The sequence below is a fragment of the Pandoraea sp. NPDC087047 genome (assembly GCF_044745225.1).
Taxonomy (GTDB): domain Bacteria; phylum Pseudomonadota; class Gammaproteobacteria; order Burkholderiales; family Burkholderiaceae; genus Pandoraea.
Genome location: NZ_JBIUZU010000019.1, coordinates 1 through 21,752 on the forward strand (window position 1 = coordinate 1; position 21,752 = coordinate 21,752).

19 protein-coding genes and 1 pseudogene are annotated in these 21,752 nt (G+C 52.6%); 12 read left to right on the forward strand and 8 right to left on the reverse strand.

Annotation, left to right across the window (positions count from 1 at the left end; genetic code table 11):
* From ACIPHM_RS23880 to ACIPHM_RS23890, 3 genes are all read right to left on the reverse strand, one after another.
* Positions 1 to 530, reverse strand: a 530-nt coding sequence (locus ACIPHM_RS23880; RefSeq protein ID WP_400333968.1) for a thiamine phosphate synthase, incomplete at its 3' end; no start/stop codon positions are given.
* A 6-nt stretch (positions 531 to 536) separates the two neighbouring features.
* Complete coding sequence (locus tag ACIPHM_RS23885; RefSeq protein ID WP_400333971.1) at positions 537 to 1,817, reverse strand: MFS transporter; 1,281 nt, start codon at positions 1,815 to 1,817, stop codon at positions 537 to 539.
* The gene (locus ACIPHM_RS23890; RefSeq protein WP_400333973.1) at positions 1,814 to 2,497 is read right to left on the reverse strand and encodes a LuxR C-terminal-related transcriptional regulator; all 684 of its coding nucleotides are present in this window, start codon (positions 2,495 to 2,497) and stop codon (positions 1,814 to 1,816) included. The genes ACIPHM_RS23885 and ACIPHM_RS23890 overlap by 4 nt, the downstream gene beginning before the upstream one ends.
* A 685-nt stretch (positions 2,498 to 3,182) precedes the next feature.
* Here ACIPHM_RS23890 and ACIPHM_RS23895 point away from each other — a divergent pair.
* From ACIPHM_RS23895 to ACIPHM_RS23935, 9 genes are all read left to right on the forward strand, one after another.
* On the forward strand, positions 3,183 to 3,395 hold the full coding sequence (locus ACIPHM_RS23895) for a hypothetical protein (protein WP_400333975.1): 213 nt from the start codon (positions 3,183 to 3,185) through the stop codon (positions 3,393 to 3,395).
* Positions 3,396 to 3,528: 133 nt separating this feature from the next.
* A complete protein-coding gene (locus ACIPHM_RS23900) occupies positions 3,529 to 5,040 on the forward strand; it encodes a DUF4910 domain-containing protein (RefSeq protein ID WP_400333977.1) in 1,512 nt (503 codons plus the stop codon).
* Positions 5,041 to 5,064: 24 nt separating this feature from the next.
* Positions 5,065 to 6,051, forward strand: a complete 987-nt coding sequence (locus ACIPHM_RS23905; RefSeq protein ID WP_400333980.1) for a hypothetical protein — start codon at positions 5,065 to 5,067, stop codon at positions 6,049 to 6,051.
* A 19-nt stretch (positions 6,052 to 6,070) separates the two neighbouring features.
* Positions 6,071 to 7,282 (forward strand): hypothetical protein, encoded by a 1,212-nt coding sequence (locus tag ACIPHM_RS23910; protein WP_400333982.1) that lies wholly within the window; start codon positions 6,071 to 6,073, stop codon positions 7,280 to 7,282.
* A gap of 99 nt (positions 7,283 to 7,381) precedes the next feature.
* Positions 7,382 to 8,551: an ATP-grasp domain-containing protein gene (locus ACIPHM_RS23915; RefSeq protein ID WP_400333984.1), complete on the forward strand. Its 1,170-nt coding sequence runs from the start codon at positions 7,382 to 7,384 to the stop codon at positions 8,549 to 8,551.
* The gene (locus ACIPHM_RS23920) at positions 8,538 to 10,454 is read left to right on the forward strand and encodes an FAD/NAD(P)-binding protein (RefSeq protein ID WP_400333987.1); all 1,917 of its coding nucleotides are present in this window, start codon (positions 8,538 to 8,540) and stop codon (positions 10,452 to 10,454) included. Before ACIPHM_RS23915 ends, ACIPHM_RS23920 begins: the two co-directional genes overlap by 14 nt.
* 77 nt (positions 10,455 to 10,531) lie before the next feature.
* On the forward strand, positions 10,532 to 11,506 hold the full coding sequence (locus ACIPHM_RS23925; RefSeq protein ID WP_400333990.1) for a hypothetical protein: 975 nt from the start codon (positions 10,532 to 10,534) through the stop codon (positions 11,504 to 11,506).
* On the forward strand, positions 11,503 to 12,549 hold the full coding sequence (locus ACIPHM_RS23930; RefSeq protein ID WP_400333992.1) for an aminotransferase class I/II-fold pyridoxal phosphate-dependent enzyme: 1,047 nt from the start codon (positions 11,503 to 11,505) through the stop codon (positions 12,547 to 12,549). Before ACIPHM_RS23925 ends, ACIPHM_RS23930 begins: the two co-directional genes overlap by 4 nt.
* Complete coding sequence (locus ACIPHM_RS23935; RefSeq protein ID WP_400333995.1) at positions 12,546 to 13,733, forward strand: MFS transporter; 1,188 nt, start codon at positions 12,546 to 12,548, stop codon at positions 13,731 to 13,733. Before ACIPHM_RS23930 ends, ACIPHM_RS23935 begins: the two co-directional genes overlap by 4 nt.
* A 456-nt stretch (positions 13,734 to 14,189) precedes the next feature.
* Here the strand turns inward: ACIPHM_RS23935 and ACIPHM_RS23940 are convergent, their stop codons facing one another.
* The 3 genes from ACIPHM_RS23940 to ACIPHM_RS23950 form a co-directional block, all read right to left on the reverse strand.
* On the reverse strand, positions 14,190 to 15,941 hold the full coding sequence (locus ACIPHM_RS23940; protein WP_400333998.1) for a UvrD-helicase domain-containing protein: 1,752 nt from the start codon (positions 15,939 to 15,941) through the stop codon (positions 14,190 to 14,192).
* A 260-nt stretch (positions 15,942 to 16,201) separates the two neighbouring features.
* On the reverse strand, positions 16,202 to 17,080 hold the full coding sequence (locus ACIPHM_RS23945) for a hypothetical protein (RefSeq protein WP_400334001.1): 879 nt from the start codon (positions 17,078 to 17,080) through the stop codon (positions 16,202 to 16,204).
* Between the two features lie 125 nt (positions 17,081 to 17,205).
* Positions 17,206 to 17,469 carry a helix-turn-helix transcriptional regulator gene (locus ACIPHM_RS23950; protein ID WP_400334004.1) on the reverse strand — a complete coding sequence of 88 codons (264 nt, stop codon included), beginning with the start codon at positions 17,467 to 17,469 and terminating at the stop codon, positions 17,206 to 17,208.
* Positions 17,470 to 17,786: 317 nt separating this feature from the next.
* Between ACIPHM_RS23950 and ACIPHM_RS23955 the strand changes: the two genes are divergently transcribed.
* Positions 17,787 to 18,245 carry a helix-turn-helix domain-containing protein gene (locus ACIPHM_RS23955; RefSeq protein ID WP_400334007.1) on the forward strand — a complete coding sequence of 153 codons (459 nt, stop codon included), beginning with the start codon at positions 17,787 to 17,789 and terminating at the stop codon, positions 18,243 to 18,245.
* 167 nt (positions 18,246 to 18,412) lie between these two features.
* On the opposite strand, the gene ACIPHM_RS23960 is transcribed toward ACIPHM_RS23955, so the two are convergent.
* Positions 18,413 to 18,508 carry a hypothetical protein gene (locus ACIPHM_RS23960; protein ID WP_400334010.1) on the reverse strand — a complete coding sequence of 32 codons (96 nt, stop codon included), beginning with the start codon at positions 18,506 to 18,508 and terminating at the stop codon, positions 18,413 to 18,415.
* A gap of 7 nt (positions 18,509 to 18,515) precedes the next feature.
* On the opposite strand from ACIPHM_RS23960, the pseudogene ACIPHM_RS23965 reads away from it, so the two are divergent.
* Positions 18,516 to 18,724 (forward strand): annotated as a pseudogene (locus ACIPHM_RS23965) (IS3 family transposase); the annotation flags it as partial.
* A 164-nt stretch (positions 18,725 to 18,888) separates the two neighbouring features.
* Here the strand turns inward: ACIPHM_RS23965 and ACIPHM_RS23970 are convergent.
* Complete coding sequence (locus ACIPHM_RS23970; protein WP_400334013.1) at positions 18,889 to 20,184, reverse strand: RES family NAD+ phosphorylase; 1,296 nt, start codon at positions 20,182 to 20,184, stop codon at positions 18,889 to 18,891.
* A gap of 175 nt (positions 20,185 to 20,359) precedes the next feature.
* Here ACIPHM_RS23970 and ACIPHM_RS23975 point away from each other — a divergent pair, with 175 nt between their 5' ends.
* Positions 20,360 to 21,694 carry a hypothetical protein gene (locus ACIPHM_RS23975; protein WP_400334015.1) on the forward strand — a complete coding sequence of 445 codons (1,335 nt, stop codon included), beginning with the start codon at positions 20,360 to 20,362 and terminating at the stop codon, positions 21,692 to 21,694.
* Positions 21,695 to 21,752 lie beyond the last annotated feature (58 nt).

A 21,752-nucleotide genomic window follows, 5' to 3' on the forward strand; every position in this document is an offset into this window, starting at 1 on the left:
GACGCTGGCAAGGTTTGTGCCGACATTCCACCCAATGCATAGACCGGAATTGACGTCAGCGAGACAAGCTCACGGAACCGAGCCCAGCCAAGTGGTTCTGCACTGGTATGGGTCTTTGTCGGGAGAACGGGGGAGAGAGTTATCAGGTCCGCTCCAATCTGCTCGGCGTGCCGTATTTGGCGAGCATCATGGCAGGCGACGGATAGCAAGAATTCCGGCGGCATCGGTCGACTATTGCAAGACATTAGGCGTGTGCTAGTGAGATGAACCCCGTCGGCTTCCACTGTTAGCGCTACGTTGAGTGGCGCGCTGAGCAAAAGACGGGCGCTATGACGTCGGCAGCACTCCAGGGCTTGTTCGGCAAGCCAAACATATTGCGGTTCAGTAACGCTCTTTGCTCTCAGTTGCACTAGGCGGATGCCCGCCAAAAGTGAGCGTTCCAAATCCGCGATAAAGTTGTCTAACGGTTCGCCAAGGCAGGGCTCAGGAGTAATGAGATACGTAGACGGAAAATTGCTTAACTGTTTCATCGGAGTTCATCGGTAAACGCTCAGCATGCTGCCGTCAGAAGGATCAAGGACTCGTAGTCGTTGCCGCATGAGCTGATATGCAACAGGCGTCGCGAGCATCCCCGCGAATAGAATATATAGAGCGGGCGCCGTCAGCAGACGAGTTGCCTTGATTAAGTACGCACATACAAGTGGCGCCGTACCGCCAAAGATGGCCGTGCTGATTGAGTACGTGGTCACCATCCCGAGGCTTCCCCAGTTATCTTTGAAAAGATCGGGAAGCACGACAAAAATTACCCCAACGATGCAACTGGCGAGCATTGCAAACGTGACCTGCACTGCCATGAGCGCCACGAATGTCGTCTTCTGCAAGAGAATGAACAACGGAAGAGCGGACACTGACACCAATGACATGCCGATGACAACAAGTATGGATGCGTCGACGTAGCGGCTCCCAAACCCCGCACCTATCATCGATACAGCGAAAATGAAAAGTGCGATCGAGTTGGTTGCACTTGCATCGGCGCTGGAAACCCCAAGATATACATGCAAGTAAGAGGGCATCCACACAAACAATGAGTAGATCGTGATCTCCATGAATGCGACCAGCGCACATGCTTGAATCAGCGGCCACGCGGTGCGGCGCCCTGAGCCAATTCTCTCGCCGCGAATGGGGGCATTGCTTATCGACGCACGTATCGCATAGATGAACATCGCAAGCGGGATGCAGCTCAGAAACGGCCATCGCCACGGGGCAGGGATGTATCGATCAGGAATCACGCTGTTGTAACGCGACAATGCAGCGACGGCGCCGGGAAGGATCACGATGACTCCGGATGCCAACAGCATGCCGAAAAAGCCGCTAGCAACGGCTATGGCACAGTGGACACCTCGATTTCCTTGTGATGTGTTGAGCGAAACGAAATAGCCGGTGAGAGGGAGTTCCCCTCCTGCGCAGAACCCTTGGATTATCTTCAGCCCCAGAAGCAAGCCGGTTGCCACATATCCCGCCGTCTCGTAGGTTGGGAGTGCCGCAATCAGTGTCGCTGGAATTGCCATTCCAAGTATGCTCAGTTTCAACGCAGGTCCCGTGCCTCGCCTATCACCCAAATATCCGAAGAAGATACTGCCGACGGGGCGTGCGAGATAGCTACTGGCGAATACCATGAAGCTAAGCATAAGAGCAGCCTTCTCGCTGGTGGCGGGAAAGAACCGACGACCGATCTCCAGCGCCATGAATGCCGTCAACGAGAACTCATACCACTCAAACAGATTGGCTGTGAATGCCAGCGTCAGGATCCGATTCATTTGGCGCCGTACTCCGAACGCCGATTCGTGGCGGACAACGCCGCCGCGAAGCTACCCTCAGCTACCTTGTTGCGGACAGCGGCGCAATGGCATTCAACGGTCCTATCCGAGATCCTGAGGGCTCTAGAAATTTCCTTGTTCGTGAAGCGCTCGGCTTTCAGCAAGAACACTCGGAATTGCGCCTCGGACGGGGCCAAGATGAAGTACTCGTTGATCCCAAGGAAAATCATGGTGCGCTCAATCGCGTCCGTTACTGTGTAGAAGTTGCGATTGAGTTGATAAACACTGATCGGCGGGAGCGTGCGCGTGATGTCGCGACGAAAGGTTGCGATGCCGAGCACATTTCCGCTGGTGCCCATGATCGGGAGTTTCGTCATCTCCTCCATTTGGGCATCGCCGGAGTCGTCCAGAAATCGGTTCCGACGTGTGACGCTGGTTCGATTCTCGTTGGCCAGAAAATCGTGCTCCGCTATCGAATTCGCGTACAACTTTCCCCACTCGGTCGCACGGAATCGAATGTCCTTGATCGTTAGCCCCTCGATATCCTTCGGGTCTTCAATTCCAAATTGACGGGAGTTGTGAGCGTTGTTGACGATATATTGCCCAGTGTCGGCGGTCTTCAAACTCGCGGAGACTGGAAAGTTCTGAACGAAGCTGATGATTGAGCTCTCTGATTTCACGACGAAGAATCTACCTTCTAGGTGGTGATCCACTATCAGATCGTGGGTTGTCTACTCCGATTCAAAAACCTAACTCGCAGCCATCTGTCTGGATATGGGCAAATTCTCAAAAATCAATTCATATTGATTGGGAATGCCAATCGACAAAGAGTTTCGATTGTGACTCAGGGTGTATGCACGCCGTTTGAACTTCGCCTACGGTCCGCTTGGCATCCACCCAACGAACAGCAAAAAGAGCTTCAGCGAGAGCAGCGGTAGCGCCGAATGTGCCGTGACTCAGTGCTGTTGAGTCGCCCGTAACACCAGATCGGGCGAATGTCGTCCATGTTGCGTATGAGTGCGCAACTAGTAACGCGAAAGGTTAGAGGATTTCCCGCATCCAATGTAGCGCTGCTGGGCTATCCGAAATGAGTTTGTGGACGGAACGCTGTGCGCATGTGTTTGCCAGAGGTCGAAAGCGAACGGATGCCAAAACAACTCGTCGGCCTTCCTTTCGGCGGTTCGCCTCAATCGATCCATCGCTCCAGACGGGGCGATGGAGATCTCTGCCTAGGTTTACAGGCGGCCTGCATCAACTGCGTAAGTAGTTTGTACGGATGTGCGTCGAACGCTATTCATACAGTATTTCTCGGGCGATAGCGCTGCGGCTGAACACCTTCCGCCGCAAACTTAACGGAGATGACCTATGAGCAAGTCAAATGCTAAGCATGCCGCTGAAATCAATTCGAACTATCAACTGAAGTCTACGGAAATGCAGCATCGCATCGGTTCCAAGCAGATGGTGCGCATGTCGGCTTTGGAGTTGGATATTGCCCGTACCACCTCGTCGGCAATCCCGGCATCGAAATTCGGCTTGGAGAAAATCCTGGGCGCAAGTTGTGCTGTTGGAGCGATGTAAGTTGGAGGAAGGGGGGAGGTGCCTCCCCCTTGTCCCTAAAAAATCGCTGTCTCGTCAACCGACGTAACGACCAGGCCTTCACTTCCTCATGGGTTCACCGGAGCAATCCAAACTTCAACCGTCTTCGGAAAGAATGGAGCGGGTGATTCGCTACTTGCAATCGGTTGATCGATATCAGGGCGCGTTGACAACCTACGAGGCGTGCCAAGAAATTGCAACCATCCTACGAGAGTTCAATCGAGACGGCGAAATCCATGTGCGCACATATGAAGCTGGTTCGGGAAAGAAGTACTTGGGCTTCGATGCGCCAACCCCATGGACGTTGTTGGACGGAAAACTAAGAGCATCAACCGCTTCTGGCAAGCTGGTGCTCTCATTGCAGCATGAAGTTCAGCCTCTATTGGTTGCCACTAACTCCTGCGGTTTTAGCGGTGTTGCTAAATTGCTTGAGTACTGCCCCGATGCGGATATTCAGAATTGCATTGTCTTGTTTCGCGGTGACAGGAGCACTTTCGCGCGCATCTACGAAGACGTGGAGAGGCGAGGTGCATACGGCATCGTGACCGATGCATTTTGCAAAACCATTCAAGACGTTGAGGCGCGAGGGAGAATCGAGCTGCCGAATGACTCTACTATGTTCGTCTGCAGTATCACACGCGAAGAAGTATCAACGTTGCTAGACGCAATGGTGGAGGAGCCGGCCGAGGCTAAAGTTCAGATTGAAGTGGAAAACGCAGGGGACATTTCGGTATTGGAATATCGAAATACGGGTGCTCACAAGAGCCCGGCTGCAAGCGAAGTTTGGATTACCGCACATATCTGTCACCCGAGGCCCGGCGCTAACGACAATGCCTCCGGCGTTGCTGTTGCCGTCGAGCTGGCACACCTGCTGCATCAGATTGAGCTTTGCGGAGGCGAGACGCCATCGGTACGTATCATTTTTGCACCTGAGTATGTTGGCTTGGCCGCTTATCTCGCGGACTGCCGGGAAAGGGCGGGATTTGTGATCAATATCGATACGGTCGGTGGCGATCCGGATATCACAGGTGCACCCATTGAGCTGGAGTTGCCTCCCCCGTACTTGAGCTCCGAATATGACGAGCAGCTTGTAGCCACGATGATTAAGCTCGGCCCCAATTTCGACGGTGCTCGCGAACCAGTCGTCATTCCGTTTGTTGGCTATTCGGATCATGCGCTTTTCGCTGCCAGCTGTATCAATATTCCTGCTGTGCAATTTGGCCAGTCGTCCGATCCTTTCAATCATACGGATCTCGATCTGATAAAAAATATCTCTTTTCCTCAACTCGAATGGATCTGTTCGACAATTCTTAGATTTTTGACATTTAATACGGCGAAACCTCACGAGGAAGAGGCTGACGAGGTGTCGGCGATGTCCGTGCCTTTTAATATAAGGTCTTTTTTGAATTGTTGTTCGATCGAAGAAAGGATGTTGATTTCAAGTGATTTGCAAAAAAATAAAAAAATATATATGTTTTTGCAAAAAATTTGGCTTGGAATGCAGCGCGGAATAAATAAAAAATTCTTTGATGAAAAGGATTTTGAGGGAATTCATGAGTTGGATTCATCGGAAATAGAGAGATATGTGGAAATTGTGAGGAATGTAAGAAATAGTTTGAAGGTTTGAGTGATCCTAAATTAGGTAGTGAACGTGAAAAACATTTCAATATTTCATTCCTCGGAATTTCTAAATGCGTTCTACGGTTCTACCTGGATGCGCTTCTCGAAGCAGGCTGATGGCGCAGCTTTTGAGCACACACCTGTGCTCAATGAAATAGACGATACCGGACTCTATTATTCTGAGGCGTGGCGTGGGTACGCAGAGCCATATTTCTCCGGAAACTCAGTCCGGCTGACATCTGCGCTGAACGACTACAGTGCTTGGTGCAGGGAGCAAGCTATTGTCTGTGAGCTCCTGCGGCTTGATCCGCACGGCAAGCTTCTCTCACATCTCCCGAAGACGGCAGACGCGCAGATTCGTGTTGGGCAACCAGTGGCGATTCTTCGGGTGCCTTCCGACTACCAGAGCTACTTACGCAGCTTGCCTCTGCCGTGTCAGCGAATTTTGCGAGCAGGAGCGAAGCGCTTGACGGTGGAGATCATTCGTCACGATGACGCTGCGGCGATTGCGGCTGCGGCGGAGATGCATTTGCGCAGCTTGAATCGCGTTGGGGCTGCTAAAAAATGGGTGGTTCGTGCGGAATCGCTAGCCGCGCTGGCAGCACTGCCAAATTTTGTCTGTGTTGGGATTCGACACGTCAGTAGCCAAACATTGGTGAGCTTTGGTGGGGCGTTGTTTGATCAACGGGCGCTACATGTCCTGCTGGTAGGGAATTCCCTCGGCGAATGGGGCCGAGGAGCGTGCGATCTACTGTATGCGACTTTTGTACAGCAAGCCATCGAGCGTGGCAGCACTGTCTCTCACATCTATTTCGGCGGCGGTCGCTCCCTCGATGGCAGCGATTCGTTGTTTAGATTCAAGCTGAAATACAGCCTCGGCGAGGCGTTATCTTGCAACTACCTCGCTGTTGTTCATGACAAGAAGGCTGCGGAGCAATTGGCGACCAGGCCCAAGCCGGAACGAGTTATCTCCGAACCGCTCGGTTCATTGCAGCGGGAATGCTTTCCATTTTTGTGATCTTGGCCAGAGACCTACCATGACTGTGCTTTCATTCAAGCGATATCCGTCTGCCGAAATCATTACGAGCCACGGAAAAATCACGATCGAGCCCCTGAACGCGACTGAGACCCTCTTCGAGTTACTGAGTCGCTCGAACATTCCATGGAGTGCCGTTTCTGTATTTTCCGTAGACGAGAAATCAACTAGCACTGCTCTGGCTAATCTTGACGTTAGCTTTGGGGAGCTTGCCGAGGCAGCGGTTGTGCAGGTCCATTTCAGTCGTAACGTTAATCCTAGAATGTTTGACGTCATGGACTACGTTCGCGCTCCGGCTGAAGATGGACGTGAAGTGTCTAGCTTCGTCTTTCAATCAATAGACAACAAAGCGAGCCGTGTAAAAAACGTATTGAAGGGGCTTTCCCAAAAGGAATGCCAAGACATTGTCTCTCGCAACGTGCACGAATTTATTCTGGAACATGTTGCACCGAATTCGAAACTTGTAATTGGTGTATCCGGTGGTGGTGACAGTAATGCACTTTTGATGGCCTTGACGAGTTTTTCGGATTTTTCAATCGAAATTCACCCCGTGATACTCAAGGGCGTCGCTGACTGGAACTCCGGCGTGCCTCGAGCTCAGGAACTGTGCCAAAGCTATGGTTTGGAATTAATGGTCGTCGAAGAGAGCAGGGTGCGCGAGATCTGCAAACTTCGTGGGCAAGGCGATCTCATCCAGTCGTACGAGTCTAGCTTTCCAGGAGATGATTTTGAGTTCCTCGGAACTTTCATGATTCGTCGCGTGCTATCCGCTCTGGCCGCAGATCTGGGGGCATTCGTTGTGACGGGCCTAAATTTGGAAGATGTGTTAGCCGAAAGCCTCTACCGAATCGCACAAGGGAGATTCCCGTTTCCCTTTCCGGTTAGAGCAATTCAGGATGCGCAATTCTTATATCCCTTGTGGATGTGCCCGAAGAAGATCATTGACGGCTGCTTTCCAAAGTTCTCGATGGAAAATTATGAGATGCGATACCCATGCTTTTCCGTTGGAAGAAACCTGTACTACATGATGGCCTACAGCATTCAATCCGCCTTTCCCGGGGCCGTGGAGAATCTCTTGCATGGTTTTCGAGCTTTGGCATCAGGCGTTGAAACCAGCTTTCATGCAGACGCGGAGACTGGCATCGTCTATGAAGAGCAGGCGTCTAAAGAGCTGATGGAAAAATTCAGTCGCTTGCTTATGAGAAATCACTGAACATAAATGGGGGCGCACGTGAGGGACACATGTATCGTTGTCGACCCGATGTCAACTGGCTCGTACTTGCCTCTTGCACTACGTGGTTTAGGAGTCAAAGTGGTGGCAGCCCTTAGCGATGTATCGGTTACTGCAGCCACTAAGCGGTTTGTACCAGAGCATTTCGATGCCGTAGTGCGGCTGGACGGTGGTAGATGGCCGAAGACGATTGACCCTGAGAGGGTAAAACAGGTCATCGCGGGATCTGACGTAGGGGTTGTGTCGGCGGACGCATTAGCCGATCAGGGAAATATTCCGTCGCGCAACGAAGCCAAAACGTCGCTATTGCGCCGAGACAAATTTTGGATGGGGGAGTCCCTTGCGCGAAAGAACATTCCACACACGCGGCAAGTCGCATGCTCATCCAGCAAAGAACTTGCACGTTGGTGGAGTGAGCAGGCGATTGAGAAGGTGGTCTTAAAGCCGCGCATGAGCATGGCCTCAGACCTAATCAGCATCTGTGATTCTCGCTCCACCGCAATGGCGATGGCAGACGCAATGTTCCAGACCCAAGATGTTTTCGGCAACAAGAATACGAGCATTCTCGCGCAGGAGTTTATTGAAGGGGCCGAGTACATGTTGGATACGGTTTCGCTCGACGGCGTGCACCACGTTGTTGCGATATGGTCTTCCCATCGTTCCAGGAGCGCAACGCCACTTCCCGACTATGCACAATCGCTAGATGCCGGTGACCCCTGCTATTTCTCTCTGGTGAATTATGGACGCCGCGTGCTCGATGCGCTTGGTGTTAGGTATGGACCAGCACATACCGAGTTCATTGTTCATCCCACACGCGGGCCTCTGTTGGTCGAAATCAATGCCCGCTGCCACGGCGCGCTAAGTCTGAATTTTTCGACGGAAATTTATGGCACTAATCAGGTGATGGAAACGGCGCGATCTGTTGCTGTTCCAGATGACTTTAGACGTACTCCGATAGAGGTGTCGACGCAGCGGATGTTGGGCAGAAAGGTGTACTTGCGCTCCGATATCGACGCGAAGATAGTTAACACGATTGACTGTTCAAGTCTATTGGCGATCGATGGCGTATTGTCAGTTGACTATCGTGTGCGTGTCGGCGGCGATCTGACGAAGACCACCAGTCTGTCGACTTCTCCCGGCACTGTGTTTGTCGTTGCCGCAGACGCGAGAGAACTGGAGGCTGCACATCGGAAGATCCGTGAGGAAGAGTCAGGTGTTTTGCGTCGTGCGGTGCTGCATGGCGACCTATAGAGTGGGTATCGTGGGTGCAGGGGTAATGGGTACCCATTGCTTAGAAAGACTGGCTGCGATAGCCAATGAAGGCCTATTTCGCAGAAAGCAGATTCAGATTTTTGTCTTTGATCGCACGGGGCGATTTGGGGACGGTAGCACCTATGACGCAAGTCAGGCAGCAACCAACTTGGTGAATCGTAGCGCATCGGAACTTGCTCTCGCGGCCGACGGAACTCTCTCCGAGGCGTTGCCATTAATGCCCGAACGAGAGCGCCCGAACTTCGTGCAATGGTGTCGAATGAGGTATCAGCAAACGGGAGAGAGAAAATACGAGATCGATGGTGCGACCGCGCCGAGACGCGCACTTTATGGCGAAGCGCTGAGAGAGATGTTCGAAGCGTGGAAGGTGACTTTGATTCAGAATGGTGTTGATGTAATTCTCGTCGACGGCGAAGTCGTCGATGTTCAAATTGATCGAGCGGCGAGGCTCGAATACGTTACCAGCGCTGGTCTGCTACGTCGACAGAATCTGGATGAGGTTCTGCTTGTGACGGGGCATGCTCGCAGGACGACGCTGGACGTGCGCGGCGTGCGTGGCGATTACATCCCTGAGCCATTTCCGCTTTCTAAATCCTGCGCGCGAGGTGTCATTTCCAGTTGTTCTTCCGTTGGCTTGCGTGGCATGGGGTTGGCGGCAATTGACGTCGTTCTTGGGCTTACAGAAGGACGAGGTGGAAAATTTCAGCTCATGCGTGGGAGGCTAGAGTACATGCGCTCAGGCGACGAGCCAAAGCGAATTGTGCTTACCAGTCAAAGTGGCCTATTCACCTATGCTCGGCCCGAGCTGCCTAATCATGCTCCCGCCGATAAGCACTCAGGATGGTTTCTTACCAAGGCATCTATTGATGCCTTACGCAGGGCGACGTTTAATGCAGGCGGCGGCACCAAACTGGACTTTGGAAAGCAAGTCATGCCGCTTGTGATATTGGAAATGGCAGCTGTTCACTACGCGGTTCATCTACGTAGGCCGCTCGATTGCCCCGCCTCTGATGATGCAGAAATTTTCCGAATTTTCCGGAAGCACATTGACGGTGACTATGTCGAATCGTCCGTACTCGTCCAACAGTTGGAGTTGGATGTGGGGGCAGCCAATGTGCCAGCGGAAGCGCGTTTTTCCGAAGAGCAACATCTTTTCCCATTGAGGACGTTTGGTTATCCGCGTAACTGCACTTGGAGCGAGGCGCTACTTCGATTTATTGACTATGACAATGAGCAGGCTTCGCTAGGAAGTGGCGTATCTGCCTTCAAAGCTGCGGGGGAACGAGTTTGGCGTGATTTACGCTCCACCTTCGCGTATGCCGCTGACTGGGGAGGCCTGACGCCCGAATCGCACCGAGATTTCGTGACGCGCATTTACCGACTCCATAACCGCCTGGCTAACGGTGCATCTGTCGGCGTCATGCGAAAAATTCAGGCGCTAATTCAATCTGGAGTCTTGGATGTGTCCGCAGGGCCACTGGCTGTCTGGCGAAAATCAACCTACGGCTGGTCCTGTCATGGGAATGAGACCGGGTACGAAGCGTCCGTTGACGTGATGATCGAAGCAACCATCCAAACATTCGATGACGCACATTGTAGTTCAAGGCTATATCGAAATCTGCTGAGGCGCGGGACGATTCGGAAGTGGAAGAACATAGAGGCGAGTGACGAATTTGCGCCAGGTGCGATCGAGATCACCAAAGACTTCAATGCAGTAAATCGGGATGGGGATGAAGTGCGTCGACTTTCTATCATGGGAGCTCCCACGGAGGGGTTGGTATTCTTCCAGCCCAGCGCCGCTAGGCCAAACTGTAACTACTACGTGCTAAACAATGCTGCGCTTTGGGTCAAAAATCTGATGAATAGGCTGCCGGTCTCATGAGCATGAACGAGTCGAGTATCACTTCTGTCAGAGCGCGCGTTCGAAAGGTCTTGGCATCTGAGGTTGCGAGTGGTCACATGCGTAATGTCCTAGTTTTCGCTATCGATGGCATTACTTCTGCGCTAGGACTTAGTTGCTGGAAAAGCCCCGTTGAGCAGATCGAACTTGCGTCGACCTTTCCCACAACTTCAACCACGTGCTGGACGTCGGCCTGCACAGGGGAGGGGGCAGAGACGCACGGCATTGTTGGCGTCGTACATACTCTGGAAGGTCTTCAGCGCCCGATAAATATCTTTGAGTACCAGCCTGAAATTTGCACTTTGGCCACAGGCAACTTCTTTCATGATGCCGCCAGTTTAGGCTATATGCCTGTTGCACTTGAATCCGATCTAACGGGCTTACGTTGCGGCTGGAAGGACTCCTTACTTAAATGGGCCAAGTTGCGTCCCTCTGGAACATTCTTCTCTGGTCGCCCGGCAGAGTCAGTGCCAATAGTCGACATCTTGCGAGCGGTGGCGGAAGAGGTAGACGCTGTACTGTCTGATGGCCATGAGCCCAAATTGGTCTGGTGTTTTGTGGACATTGACCAGTGGATTCACCACACTGGATATGACGAGCCTACAGTCAAGTTTCTTCGGATGTTTGACGACATATGCGCACGTTGGAGCGAGCGCGGAAATATCGTTATTGCGCATTCTGATCATGGGCTGGTGGAGACCGAGCATAGCTCGGAAGTTGCCTCAGTATTTGCGCATGTTGCCACTCGCTTCAATGGACATATCGGTGGTGCTGGGCGCGTTCGCTGGATACACAGTGCTGCCGATGCCGAAGAAATCATCGCGTACGCGAAGCCGTGTTTGCCGGACGATGTGGCGATACTTCGGCGCGAAGCATTTTTTCCTGCGATGAGCAACTTGATACGACAGCGAGTTGGGGCTGTATTGTTTGTCGCCACCGGCAGGAAGTTCGTAAGCATGCCTGGGTATTGCTATGATCATGGTTCCTTGATGAAGGATGAACTCTTCGTTCCTTACGCACGATGGCAGAGATGATCACGAGCTCAACTGATTATCTCGGCATCGCCTCTTATGCGAAGGATTTTGACACTACCGATGGTGGTGGGTTGAACCTCGCTTGGACGCTGGATGAGCGGTCACTGTTGAGGCTGGATATGCAAAGCCTCGTAGAGAGCGATGAGGTGCTGAGGACGGAGTTGTTTTGGCGTTACGACGTGACCGATCCTTATGGTGGCGCGACTATTTGCCAGGCGGCTCAATCTTTTTTTGGTGGAGGTATAGCCAGTGACCAAATTTTTTGTGCCGCTGGAGTTAGCAGCATGCTTCACGCTCTTTCGATGTTGGTACGCAAGGGCCTTTGTGCATTGATGCCGACGTACCCCGATCTCCCCTCTTGGGTAATGCGTAGAGGGCTCCCCGCGATAGCCGCGCCCTTGTCAGATGCGATCGACTCATGCGATTTGGTGTTGCTCGAAAATCCAGGATTGTTTCAGAGCCAATCTCAGATTGATATTGATGAAATATGTGAGCAGACGGGGGATCGCGACATAATCGTGGTGGTGGACGAGGCTAATGCGAACTATCTTAGTCCTCAGCAGAGTTGGGTCGGGAAAATTGACCAGCACAAGAACCTAGTTGTTGTTCGTGGTTTTTCGAAGGCGTATGGCATGGGCTCTTTGCGGGTGGGGGTGGCGTTCTGTTCTCGTGCCATCAAACAGAGAGTCCAGGCGGTGCTTCCTGCACTCGCGGTGACCCCGGTTAGTCTTTCTATTGCAAGTGCTATTTGGCGTGCGGGAGATGTGGGTGACGTACTGCGAGAGACAATTGCAATGCGGCGAGAGCAAATGGTCAGCATGTTGAGTGGTACGTCTATCGAGCTGCTCGGTACCGAGAATCCCTGCCTTCCATACCTTTTCATGCGAGCGACCAGTCCGTCGATTGCTGCCTTAAGCGCGGGCTCCATCCGCGGGAAATTTCACACGTCATTTTCGGACCTGACCTCCGAGCGAAGAGTTTATCGACTGAGTCTTCCCTTGAGTGAGGCACGTATGTTGCGGTTGATCGCGTTGCTTTCATGAGCCAACGCGCTATTTCCGAAGAGTATCGATTACTCGCTGGATTGTTTGTCAGCAGAGCACCGTATTACGCATTGATCCCGTATCTCCCGCTGTTGCTTGCTCGGCTCGACTTCGATGCCGGTTCGGTCGGTGGCTTGCTCAGTGCTGCGGCATTTTTTGCTGCGGTCGTGTCGGTGTTGATTGGTCCGTTGGCAGATATTTATCCCATTCCGATGGTGCTTCGGTCACTGGCTCTGACGTCCGCAGCATTGTCGCTAACGATGGCAATTAGCATTGGTCGATTCTCAGTTTTCTTTGCGTCGGCTGGTCTTATTATCTTGCGCTCGGCGATCGATACTTTGGTCAAGACGCAGATCGCGAAAAATCTCTCCGGGAGTACTGCCTACGAATCCATGATGAAGTCAAGGTACTTCCTCGCCAACCTCGCGGCCCTGATAGGTCCTGCAATTTATTCGGTACTCGACGGTTCGCGAGAGTTGATCTGTGGCTTGCTCGCGTTCGGATGTGTAGTGCTGGCATTTTGTCTGACAACAAAAAGGAACGATACATTGGAAGCAATACCTCTGTCTCGTTCTCGGGCGCTAGATTTGGCCGGTGCGGGGTTGGATAAGGGTTTGTTAGTCTGTGTTGCTCACGGAGCATTCCTATTTTATGTATTAAGCCAGATCACGATAGTCCTGCCGCAATACTTCGTAAGTCTCTCTGAGAAGAGTGCGGGAACGTACATATCTATTGTTGTGTCATGGAGTGCTGTCCTGATTGTTGTCTTGCACCCGGTGTACCAAAAGTTCTCTTCGAGAATGAGCCGGAGAAATCAAATGATCGCTGGCAGCATGTTGGTTGTGCTGTCGCAGATCGTGTTGTGTGGACTTGGCCGCTTCACTTCCGATGTTCATCTCGTTATTGCTGCGGCAACCGCGTTTACCGCGGGAGAGCTGTTCTTGTTTCCTCTGTATAGCGTCGTCCTGAGCAGACTTGCGAGTCAGACGACGCAAGGCACTTATGCGGGATTGGGCTCTCTGTATTTGCTTGGCTCGGCGGTCGGGCCCTTCGTTGGCATTCAGATCATGCAACATCTTGGCATTTTCTATGTCTTTTTCTCCTCGGCTCTCATCGCGCTAGCCGCCATGTTAGCGGGTTTGGCCGCAAACTTGGAAGCTGAGCGAAGGTCCAGCACGGCGTGAATTATGGACGTTGCTCATCCCTTCGGCTAAGTGCTTGGTAGCCAGCGACTGAAAAAGCCGCGTTCGGCAAAGGCGAGATCGGAGAAGCGGAGGCAGAATGTCAATCCGTTGTTGTGGACGCTATTTCCGATCACACAGAGCTGTTCAAGCAGTCTGGCGACAGTCCTAACTTTTAGCGCTGGTTGACAGAGATGGTGTTCGACTCAACGTATCATCTTGGCGCGGTACCGCCAAAGACTCCGCAGCACAAAGGCGCTTCGGCATGAGCGGGTATTGCCTGGGCTTTTTGACAGTATTTCATCCGGGCTTTTGGGCGGGACGTAGGTCCACCACGATTTGCTCAGCCACGGATTTTGGACTTGTCAAAGGGCTCTTGCGGCACCGTTTCTGAGTCGCGTAGGTCACATGCACAACACCGCATGGGAGTACCGCATGTGACCTACGAGGTTTCACAACTCAAACTTGCAAGAACTTGCGCTGCAAAGTCGCACGCACGGCTTTGGTCAAGAGTCGAGAACGCTTTGAGTACGTGGTTGATCCAACGGTAACCGGGGCTCGCACAAGATATACGCGTTCACGCGCCCGAGTCACCGCGACATAGAACAAGCGCTTCTCCTCTTCCACGTTGCCGCGTTTTACCTCTTTGACGTGCGGCAATGCGCCTTCGACAAAGTTGATCAGAATGACGTGGTCCCACTCCTTTCCCTTTGCCGAGTGGATCGTCGACAGAGTGATTCTCGGCTGCTCGGCGACGTTTCGCATAAACTCGCGAAGCCTCTTCACGGTTTTGAAGCGACCTGCGATAGGCTGCCACAGGTTCAACTCCTTCTGCACGTCGCGACGTAAATCATCGGCCCCGGCTTTTGCAAGAAGTGAGAGCATTACTCGTTTCACTCCACTGAACCTCCCCTCGAAACTTTCGGCACGAGCGACAGCAGCAAGTTCTCGACGCAGTACCGGAAGATGCTCAGAAGCAATGGATACGCCGCCAATCTCGGAAATGCGTTGCTCGACATGACGGCATTCCTGCTTTGTGAGCTTCCGTCGGAAGAACTCTACGTCCTTGTTGACTAGGCGAAGCAGCTTCAACATACGCTCCAAGTAGCCGTGTTGTGGATTACGGTGCAGAGCGTTAACGCCATATCCCGCATTCAATAGCACTCGTTCCATGATTCGCAGTTCGTGCCGCGTTCGAGCGAGAATCGCGATGTCCGGATTTTCACCGCTCGACAGTAGTGCTTGCACCAACGAAAGAACTCGATCTTCCTGCTCACGTTGGCTTTTGCATTTGAGCAGCAAAGGCATCTCGCCATCTCGGGACGCTTCGATTACCGAGCATCCACGAATCGATGAGGCTAGGGCCGCAGTAGGACGAGTCACGCGATGCGATTTGCGCAACGACATCACATCAGCGCCGAGCGTCTGCGCAATGTTCGGATTTTGCGTGCCCATGAACGAGTAGATTGCTTGGTTGGGATCACCAAAAACTCGCAAGGTCTTGATGCTTCGACTCATCGCAACCAGCAACTTCGTCTGCAGTACATCCATGTCCTGATACTCGTCGACAAAGATGTGCTGAAAGGGCATGTCCGTCTTCTCCTGCAACTTCTTCCCGTGAACCAACATCTGGGAAAAGTCGATGAGACCACGATCACGAAGGCGCCGCTCGAATCTCCGTCGCAACCGCGTCAAATCGTCACGCACAGCGAGAAACGATGCGTATGGCGACAATGTATCGGTAAGGTACTTCTGCTCCAATCCCGGATCCCCATGCGTAGCTTGAAAGAAGCGGCGCACGAGAAGTCGAGTCGCCTTATCGCGAAGATCCACAAGTTGCCTACGTATCCGGCGAACCAGCTTCGGATTTTTCGCGACAGTGTGCGCGAGCTCGCGATCTAAGTCTCCCGAGTTCGGAATCGTCATCTTCTTGTTCGATGCTGCACGAACAACACGATTCGCGTACGCGTGGAACGTGCTGACGGTGACGTTTTCGTTGCCGATGCGATTTCTCAGTTCATCGCATGTTCTATTGCTGAACGTGAGGACGAGGATCGTGCGTGGATTGACGCCAGTAGCAATTAGATGACGAACGCATGCGCACAGCGTCTCGGTCTTACCTGCTCCGGGGACTGCGTGAACCAAAAGGCGATTGATTCTTGATGCCCTTACTTTTTGTTGCTCTGTCGTGAGCTGGACATGTTTCGTCATAGAGATTCTTCAGGCAATAGTTGAGCAATATCGACGTCTTTTGACGTTCGACGTTGCGAATTTGTAGGGGAGTTCCTGCGAGGTGCTTATCGAAAACGTGCTGGAAAACGTGGATATTTCCGTTGTTTTCGATCAGTTGTTGGCGCTGAGACGCGTTGCTGGGTGGAGTGTGTGGAAATAAATGTGTGTATTTATCATTATGCTGTTCTTGGCTTAATTCTGACCTCCATAGGCAAGTGGGTTGTTGTGCGATGTGTGCGTTACGTGAGCGTGATTTTCTTCAGAAAGTGACGATTGTCGAGATTCTTCAACAACGTCTTGATGTTCGGGCTTGCGTGCAAGCAGTCATGAAGGACAAATGTGTCTGAATAGAACTGAGGGGCGCTGTGTTGCGCGAGGAACTGCTTAGCTTGTTTGCGCAGCGCTGCATCAGAAATATGCTGTTTCGACCCCACGACTGCTCCAAGTTCGTGCATGTGTCGGAACGTGTAAAGAGCAAGCGCATGACGCCAGAACGCCTCATGGTCGAATGACGCACAGTCACCTATGGTGTTTAGTCCGATGCTTGCACATGCTCCGCGGTTTTGATAACGAAATTCCAGATGACAGCAGCGTTTTGCGCTCTTTCGCGCAAGCAACTTACTGGGCTTATCGGGATAAAGCACTGCGACCTTGTTAGTGCGAGATTTGGGTCTTGTGGCTCTACGGTCTGAATAGAATGTCGCTTTGACAAAACGCGCTCGATGACGAGCGTGGGGAATCCGAAGATGTTCAAGTACGTAAGCGCCGACAGTGAAAGCGTCCTTTTTATTCGCCGTGAGCCAATCGATCGCGACCTCTACGCTGCTTACGCGGGTGATGTTTCGTGGGCCCAGCTTTTTGTTGAGAATGCTAAGTGCGACTGGTGTCGGCTGATGAAGCTCCACCTTCATCCCCCAAGTTCGGTGATAAGGATTCTGAACTTGAATAACGCGAATGCTCTCGCAGTGTTCAGCAACCTCAGACGCAAGGCCAGGGGGGAGCTCCAAATCGTCAACAGAGAACGCAACGCGATCGAACGCCAAAATGCAACCGATGATTTTTGACGTAATAAGTTTCATGTCGGCGGGGAGGCGGCTGGGTGGAGTGTGATTTTTCATGATTGATAGTGCAGAAGCTGCGAGCCAGGTATGGCGGTGCGGTTTCAACGGCACACGCGGCTGCGTAGCGAGGTGATTGATCGGTGGTGTTAGTAGGGCGGAATGTATGGAACTTCATGCGTCTACTAAGCCCGAGACGTTGCGAGCATGTCGCGCTCGTTGATTTTTTCGAGCACCCACATTTGAATCTCCGAAAGCAACCAGCGCCGCGAACCGACAGAGCAGATGACGGGGCGAGGAAAACGATTCTCTGACATTGCTTGGTAAATCCATGCGCGCGACATGCCGGTTATGCGTTCAACTTCTTCCCGCGAAATTAGGACTATCGCGTTGACTAATGCTTGTCTTTGGTTATCAGGGAGTGTGAGTTTGTGTGCGTTGTTCGACATTAGCGAGTCTCGTGAGGCGAATCGGCATGCCCCTATCCGACAAACGCGGAACGCATTTGCACACTTCATTTACTGTTTCACGAAGCGTTGATCTCTTGGCATGAAATGTGGCCAAAAACGACGAAAATACTGGTGAAAATCATAGAGAATCGCAGTGTTCGCCAAAAGGTTGGTACTCAACTAAATAGGTCGATTTGTTCTTTTTGGAACTTTTCTAACAACGCGAAATGATTCTCCCATCCGAATGAGTTGACAGTCGACTTTCGATTAATGTCTACTCAAGGGGGAGACACACGATATTTTTGTTGGGTCAGATCATGAAGAAGATGAGCAAGCAGGACGGGAAAAAGCGGGAGAAGGCTAAGGTTGCATTTCATCGTCGAGTCGGCGAGACGATTGCAAGGAAGCGGGAGGAGGCGGGGGTGACTCAGGGCGAAGTCGCGGGACGTCTCGGCATCGGAGAAGAGGCCGTATCCAGAATGGAGCGAGGGCTTGTGCCGCCGTCTGTCTTTAGGCTCCATGAACTGGCCGTGCTTTTCAAGTGTGATATCGATGTGTTTCTCCGTGAGAGTAGCCGGCGCTCGGTTGATCAAGGTAATCGCATGACTTCGATGCTCCAGCGGCTCGCGTCGGCAGATCGGCAGTTCGTCGTGGAGGTTGTTGAGAAACTATGCGCTCGACTCGATCAAGAGATGCCTACGGAGAATGAAGTGGCAGAGCTTAAGCAGGCGAAGGGCAGCAGGCCGAAAGGTGCCAAGTCTGCATTTATGCTGTAGAAGAATAGAGCGGGAGCCGCCATTGACCTGACGAACGTTTTCGTAACGCTGGCGTCTATGTATTAACCCAGCAAAATCTGCACAGGTTAAGCGGCTAATGCGAATGCCCCAGCCGGGGTTTTCATCTTCAGCGCCTGCTGTGGCCGTCGATGGTTGTAGAGCTGAATCTAGTCGGCAATCGCTCGACAAGCGTGCTGTAATGTTTCGAAACGATGGCGGTGCACGCACTGTTCTTCGAGCGTTTGAATCACTCGTTCGACCATCCCGTTTTGCTGCGGGCAAAATGCGGCGTGCGAAGGCTTCCTGGCAGGTTGGAGAACGAGCTGTTCTACTCGAGGAACTGGCAGTCTGGCATCCTAGATCAATTCATCGACGTTTTGGACTCGTAGATCCGGTGGTACAACGAAAGGCGGATCAAGATCTCGTTAGGTAATCGCAGCTCTGTTGAGTATCGAAAATACCTAGGATTCTCTGATTAATCAGTCCAAGATTTTGTCCGCATCCCCGTTTACCGAGAAACTAACATCTCAGGTGATCCGGATTTCTCAATGCGAAAAAAGCAGGGTGATTATTGCGGAGATGCGCGAGATGCGAATCGCGGAAAGGCATAGGTCGATGTCTTGCCGGTGCATCTGCAAGTGACCTAGTACAAGTTCAGACGTCTACGCGTTTCATCGCTCATGAACATGTCATAGATATGGCGGTACTCATGTGCCCGAGTCTCAATTGCCGTGACTTTGTGATATCGGATCGAGCCGTGAACAACCATAATCTTGGTGAGGGGCATGAGCGGGTTGTCGATGTTGATTGGCACCTCAACAGGGGGGGCGTCGCCAAATCTCTCCTCATCGGGCGCCGCTGTCGGAACGTATGCGAGTCGGCTCGCCTCGGGAAAAAAGACGATGTTGGTACCCGCCTCGCCTGTTTGCACTGATGGGAAGACCAGGCCGTCGACCTGGTGGCCGAAACGTAGTCGTAGGTACTCGAACACTACCTGGGTCGATAGATAACTTAGCTCATCATCGCGAGCCTTTGGCCTGGACATCTTTTTAACCAGGGATCCCAGGAAAACTTTGCGGTGCAGTGCCTCACGAAATCCAACTTCCAGTGCCGACAGGTTGGGAGGATCAACCCGGTCTAGTACCGTCAGGTCAAGAAGCCGCAATTCAACGACCGGAGTCAGTGCAGTGCTCACCACATGGTCGCCGGTAATGGAGCGGATTTCGCTCAGGCAGGTCTCTCTTTCCAGCGCGCAGTAGAGGGCGGAAATGCCATTCGGTGTCATCCTTTGACTGCTTGCCAGGAACCGCGGCGTGGGGCCGAACTGCCCGGCTGGGTCATTGATTATCTTCTTCGCTTCGCTGATGTTTTTGGCAAGACGCGCACGGTAGATCAAGTCGCCATTAGCCATGGTCCGGATAACTTGGCGCTTGACCGCATCGTCTTCGGTGACCAACGGAGAAAATACAGAATCAAGAAATTGGCGAGATTTCGCATTAAAAAAGCGGTGGGTGTACTGAACTCCTGCGACAAACTCTTCCCACTTCACTTCATAAGCGTTCTTCTCCAGCGTTCCGTCATCGCCAAAGAAATGGGTTTCATGTCCTTCATCGTCAACCTTGAATTCTTCAGGAACACCACTGACCAATGCATCGAAGTACTTCTCATCCCCAAGGTCTAACCATTCGCTCAAAACGACACCAACATCAGCCACGGCGATATTATCGGACCCACACTCATAGAGCATGCCAAGCTCGAATTCCGTAAGGTCATCCTTTTGGGCAATGTTCTCCCTCAACCGGTCATAGATGTACTCAAACAGGATTTGGGGTTCGATGGTCATTGCGTGGCGCTGGCAGCACTTGCAGTCACCTTCCTCTCCGTGCGTATCAAACAACTTCTTGAGCGGTGCTGGCGTAACGCATTCGATGCAAATCATTTTTTCTCCCTGACAGCTATTTTTCTCATATGGATGGCCAAACTCATCATCCTTGGCAAACTTGGCAGCGCACATGCCCCAAAAAAGGAGAAAGTTGAATCTGATTGGACTCCGCTACTAAGATACGCTCAAACAAGGATAATTTTAAAATCCAATTCAGGGGGCTGAGCCACTCATGCATTTCGATGACTCTCTTGTCGCAACCCTGCAAACGCTGTGGGACATCCCGCCACCCGGCCCACAGAATCTGTGGAGCAGCCGCGAATTTCTCACACTGAAAAAGTGGCTGGAGAAGAATTATCGCAACGGGAAATCCACGTTGGGGCTGGAGGTATCCATCGGCAATGCACTGAGGTCGCTGGGTCTACCGTGCAGTACGCCCCATCTGCCTAACCAGCCCAGGCCGGACCTGAGGCAGGTGGCAGCGGCACTTACTCACGAGTTCCAACGAACCACGACTCGGCGGCGATACCTCTGCCCATTGGATATGGCCGGTGACCTTCCGACCTTCCGGTTTGGTAATGCGACGATGGGGAAATTCACCGCGGCCGAGCTGGAGGTATTTTTCAATGTGTCCAGGTTGGAGCGCTGCCATCCGGGTATCCGTCTCGACTCTTCGCGCCTGTCCCAATTCCATTGGCTGGTCGTAGAGGAAGATATCTCAGTTCGGAGTGAATCGGGCCTTCGTCGGTTCCCCTGGTTGGATTTCCCCATCGGCAAGGATATGGGCGAGATTGTCCCCCATAGCGGGCGCTTTCCCCAGGCGGTAGAACGCGCACTTTTTATTTTGTTGCTGGCACCCTGGGAAGACTGGGCAGAGATGGCCGAGGTGGACTGGCGAGGCTTCCGGGTACCTTGGATTTACACCCTCGACGATGATCTTTGTACGTTTCCTCCCGCGCCGCCTGCTCCCGAGCAGCTGTCGTGGGAGCCACACTTCTACCAGATAGATCATGACGAGTGGGAGGAATGCGAGCGACCACTAGAGCTGCGAGCCTCGGCGTCAGCCGAGGATGTGAGTCAGGCACTTGATAGTGTGTGGGCGTTGCTGCAGGCGCCGAGCACGCTGCAATCGGAGCTGTTCTGTACCCCGGTTGAGCACTTCCTGGTTCGGGCGTTCCTTTCCGATGGCGTCGATGAAGTGATGGCCCATCTCATTGTGATCGAAGCCGCCTTCGGAACGGAGGTCGATCAGCAATCGAAGCGTAAGATGCGTCTTCCAGCAGACCATCACAAAGACGGCGGAACCCGACGGGTTGCAGCGAGGCTGAGTGCTGCCATCATGAACCCCGAAGCAGCGAAGCAGTACCTGGATCTGTACGACATGCGCTGCACGTACGTTCATGGGCGCCCTGAAAGTCGAATCATCTCCACCCAACAGCGCGTCTTGGCACGTCGCCTCGCACGCCAAGCGATAAATGCCTTGGTCGGTTTGGCTCAAAACGAGGGACTCCGCGAGGAGATACTTCTCCATTTGCTCAATAGAGGCGTGGTGAACCTCCCGTCCTAGCTGTGACCTGGGGCGGCGGCGCGGGTCAACATTTGGTGCAAATCAACAGGCCTCAGTT

What these genes read in the sequence shown, in the direction of transcription:
- ACIPHM_RS23920 (WP_400333987.1), top strand. Translation starts at nt 8,538, where the DNA reads ATGGCGACCTATAGAGTGGGTATCGTGGGTGCAGGGGTAATGGGTACC.
- ACIPHM_RS23970 (WP_400334013.1), bottom strand. Translation starts at nt 20,184, where the DNA reads ATGATTTGCATCGAATGCGTTACGCCAGCACCGCTCAAGAAGTTGTTT.
- ACIPHM_RS23900 (WP_400333977.1), top strand. Translation starts at nt 3,529, where the DNA reads ATGGAGCGGGTGATTCGCTACTTGCAATCGGTTGATCGATATCAGGGC.
- ACIPHM_RS23960 (WP_400334010.1), bottom strand. Translation starts at nt 18,508, where the DNA reads ATGGTCGAACGAGTGATTCAAACGCTCGAAGAACAGTGCGTGCACCGC.
- ACIPHM_RS23950 (WP_400334004.1), bottom strand. Translation starts at nt 17,469, where the DNA reads ATGTCGAACAACGCACACAAACTCACACTCCCTGATAACCAAAGACAA.
- ACIPHM_RS23885 (WP_400333971.1), bottom strand. Translation starts at nt 1,817, where the DNA reads ATGAATCGGATCCTGACGCTGGCATTCACAGCCAATCTGTTTGAGTGG.
- ACIPHM_RS23945 (WP_400334001.1), bottom strand. Translation starts at nt 17,080, where the DNA reads ATGAAAAATCACACTCCACCCAGCCGCCTCCCCGCCGACATGAAACTT.
- ACIPHM_RS23930 (WP_400333992.1), top strand. Translation starts at nt 11,503, where the DNA reads ATGATCACGAGCTCAACTGATTATCTCGGCATCGCCTCTTATGCGAAG.
- ACIPHM_RS23975 (WP_400334015.1), top strand. Translation starts at nt 20,360, where the DNA reads ATGCATTTCGATGACTCTCTTGTCGCAACCCTGCAAACGCTGTGGGAC.
- ACIPHM_RS23925 (WP_400333990.1), top strand. Translation starts at nt 10,532, where the DNA reads ATGCGTAATGTCCTAGTTTTCGCTATCGATGGCATTACTTCTGCGCTA.
- ACIPHM_RS23955 (WP_400334007.1), top strand. Translation starts at nt 17,787, where the DNA reads ATGAAGAAGATGAGCAAGCAGGACGGGAAAAAGCGGGAGAAGGCTAAG.
- ACIPHM_RS23940 (WP_400333998.1), bottom strand. Translation starts at nt 15,941, where the DNA reads ATGACGAAACATGTCCAGCTCACGACAGAGCAACAAAAAGTAAGGGCA.
- ACIPHM_RS23910 (WP_400333982.1), top strand. Translation starts at nt 6,071, where the DNA reads ATGACTGTGCTTTCATTCAAGCGATATCCGTCTGCCGAAATCATTACG.
- ACIPHM_RS23895 (WP_400333975.1), top strand. Translation starts at nt 3,183, where the DNA reads ATGAGCAAGTCAAATGCTAAGCATGCCGCTGAAATCAATTCGAACTAT.
- ACIPHM_RS23935 (WP_400333995.1), top strand. Translation starts at nt 12,546, where the DNA reads ATGAGCCAACGCGCTATTTCCGAAGAGTATCGATTACTCGCTGGATTG.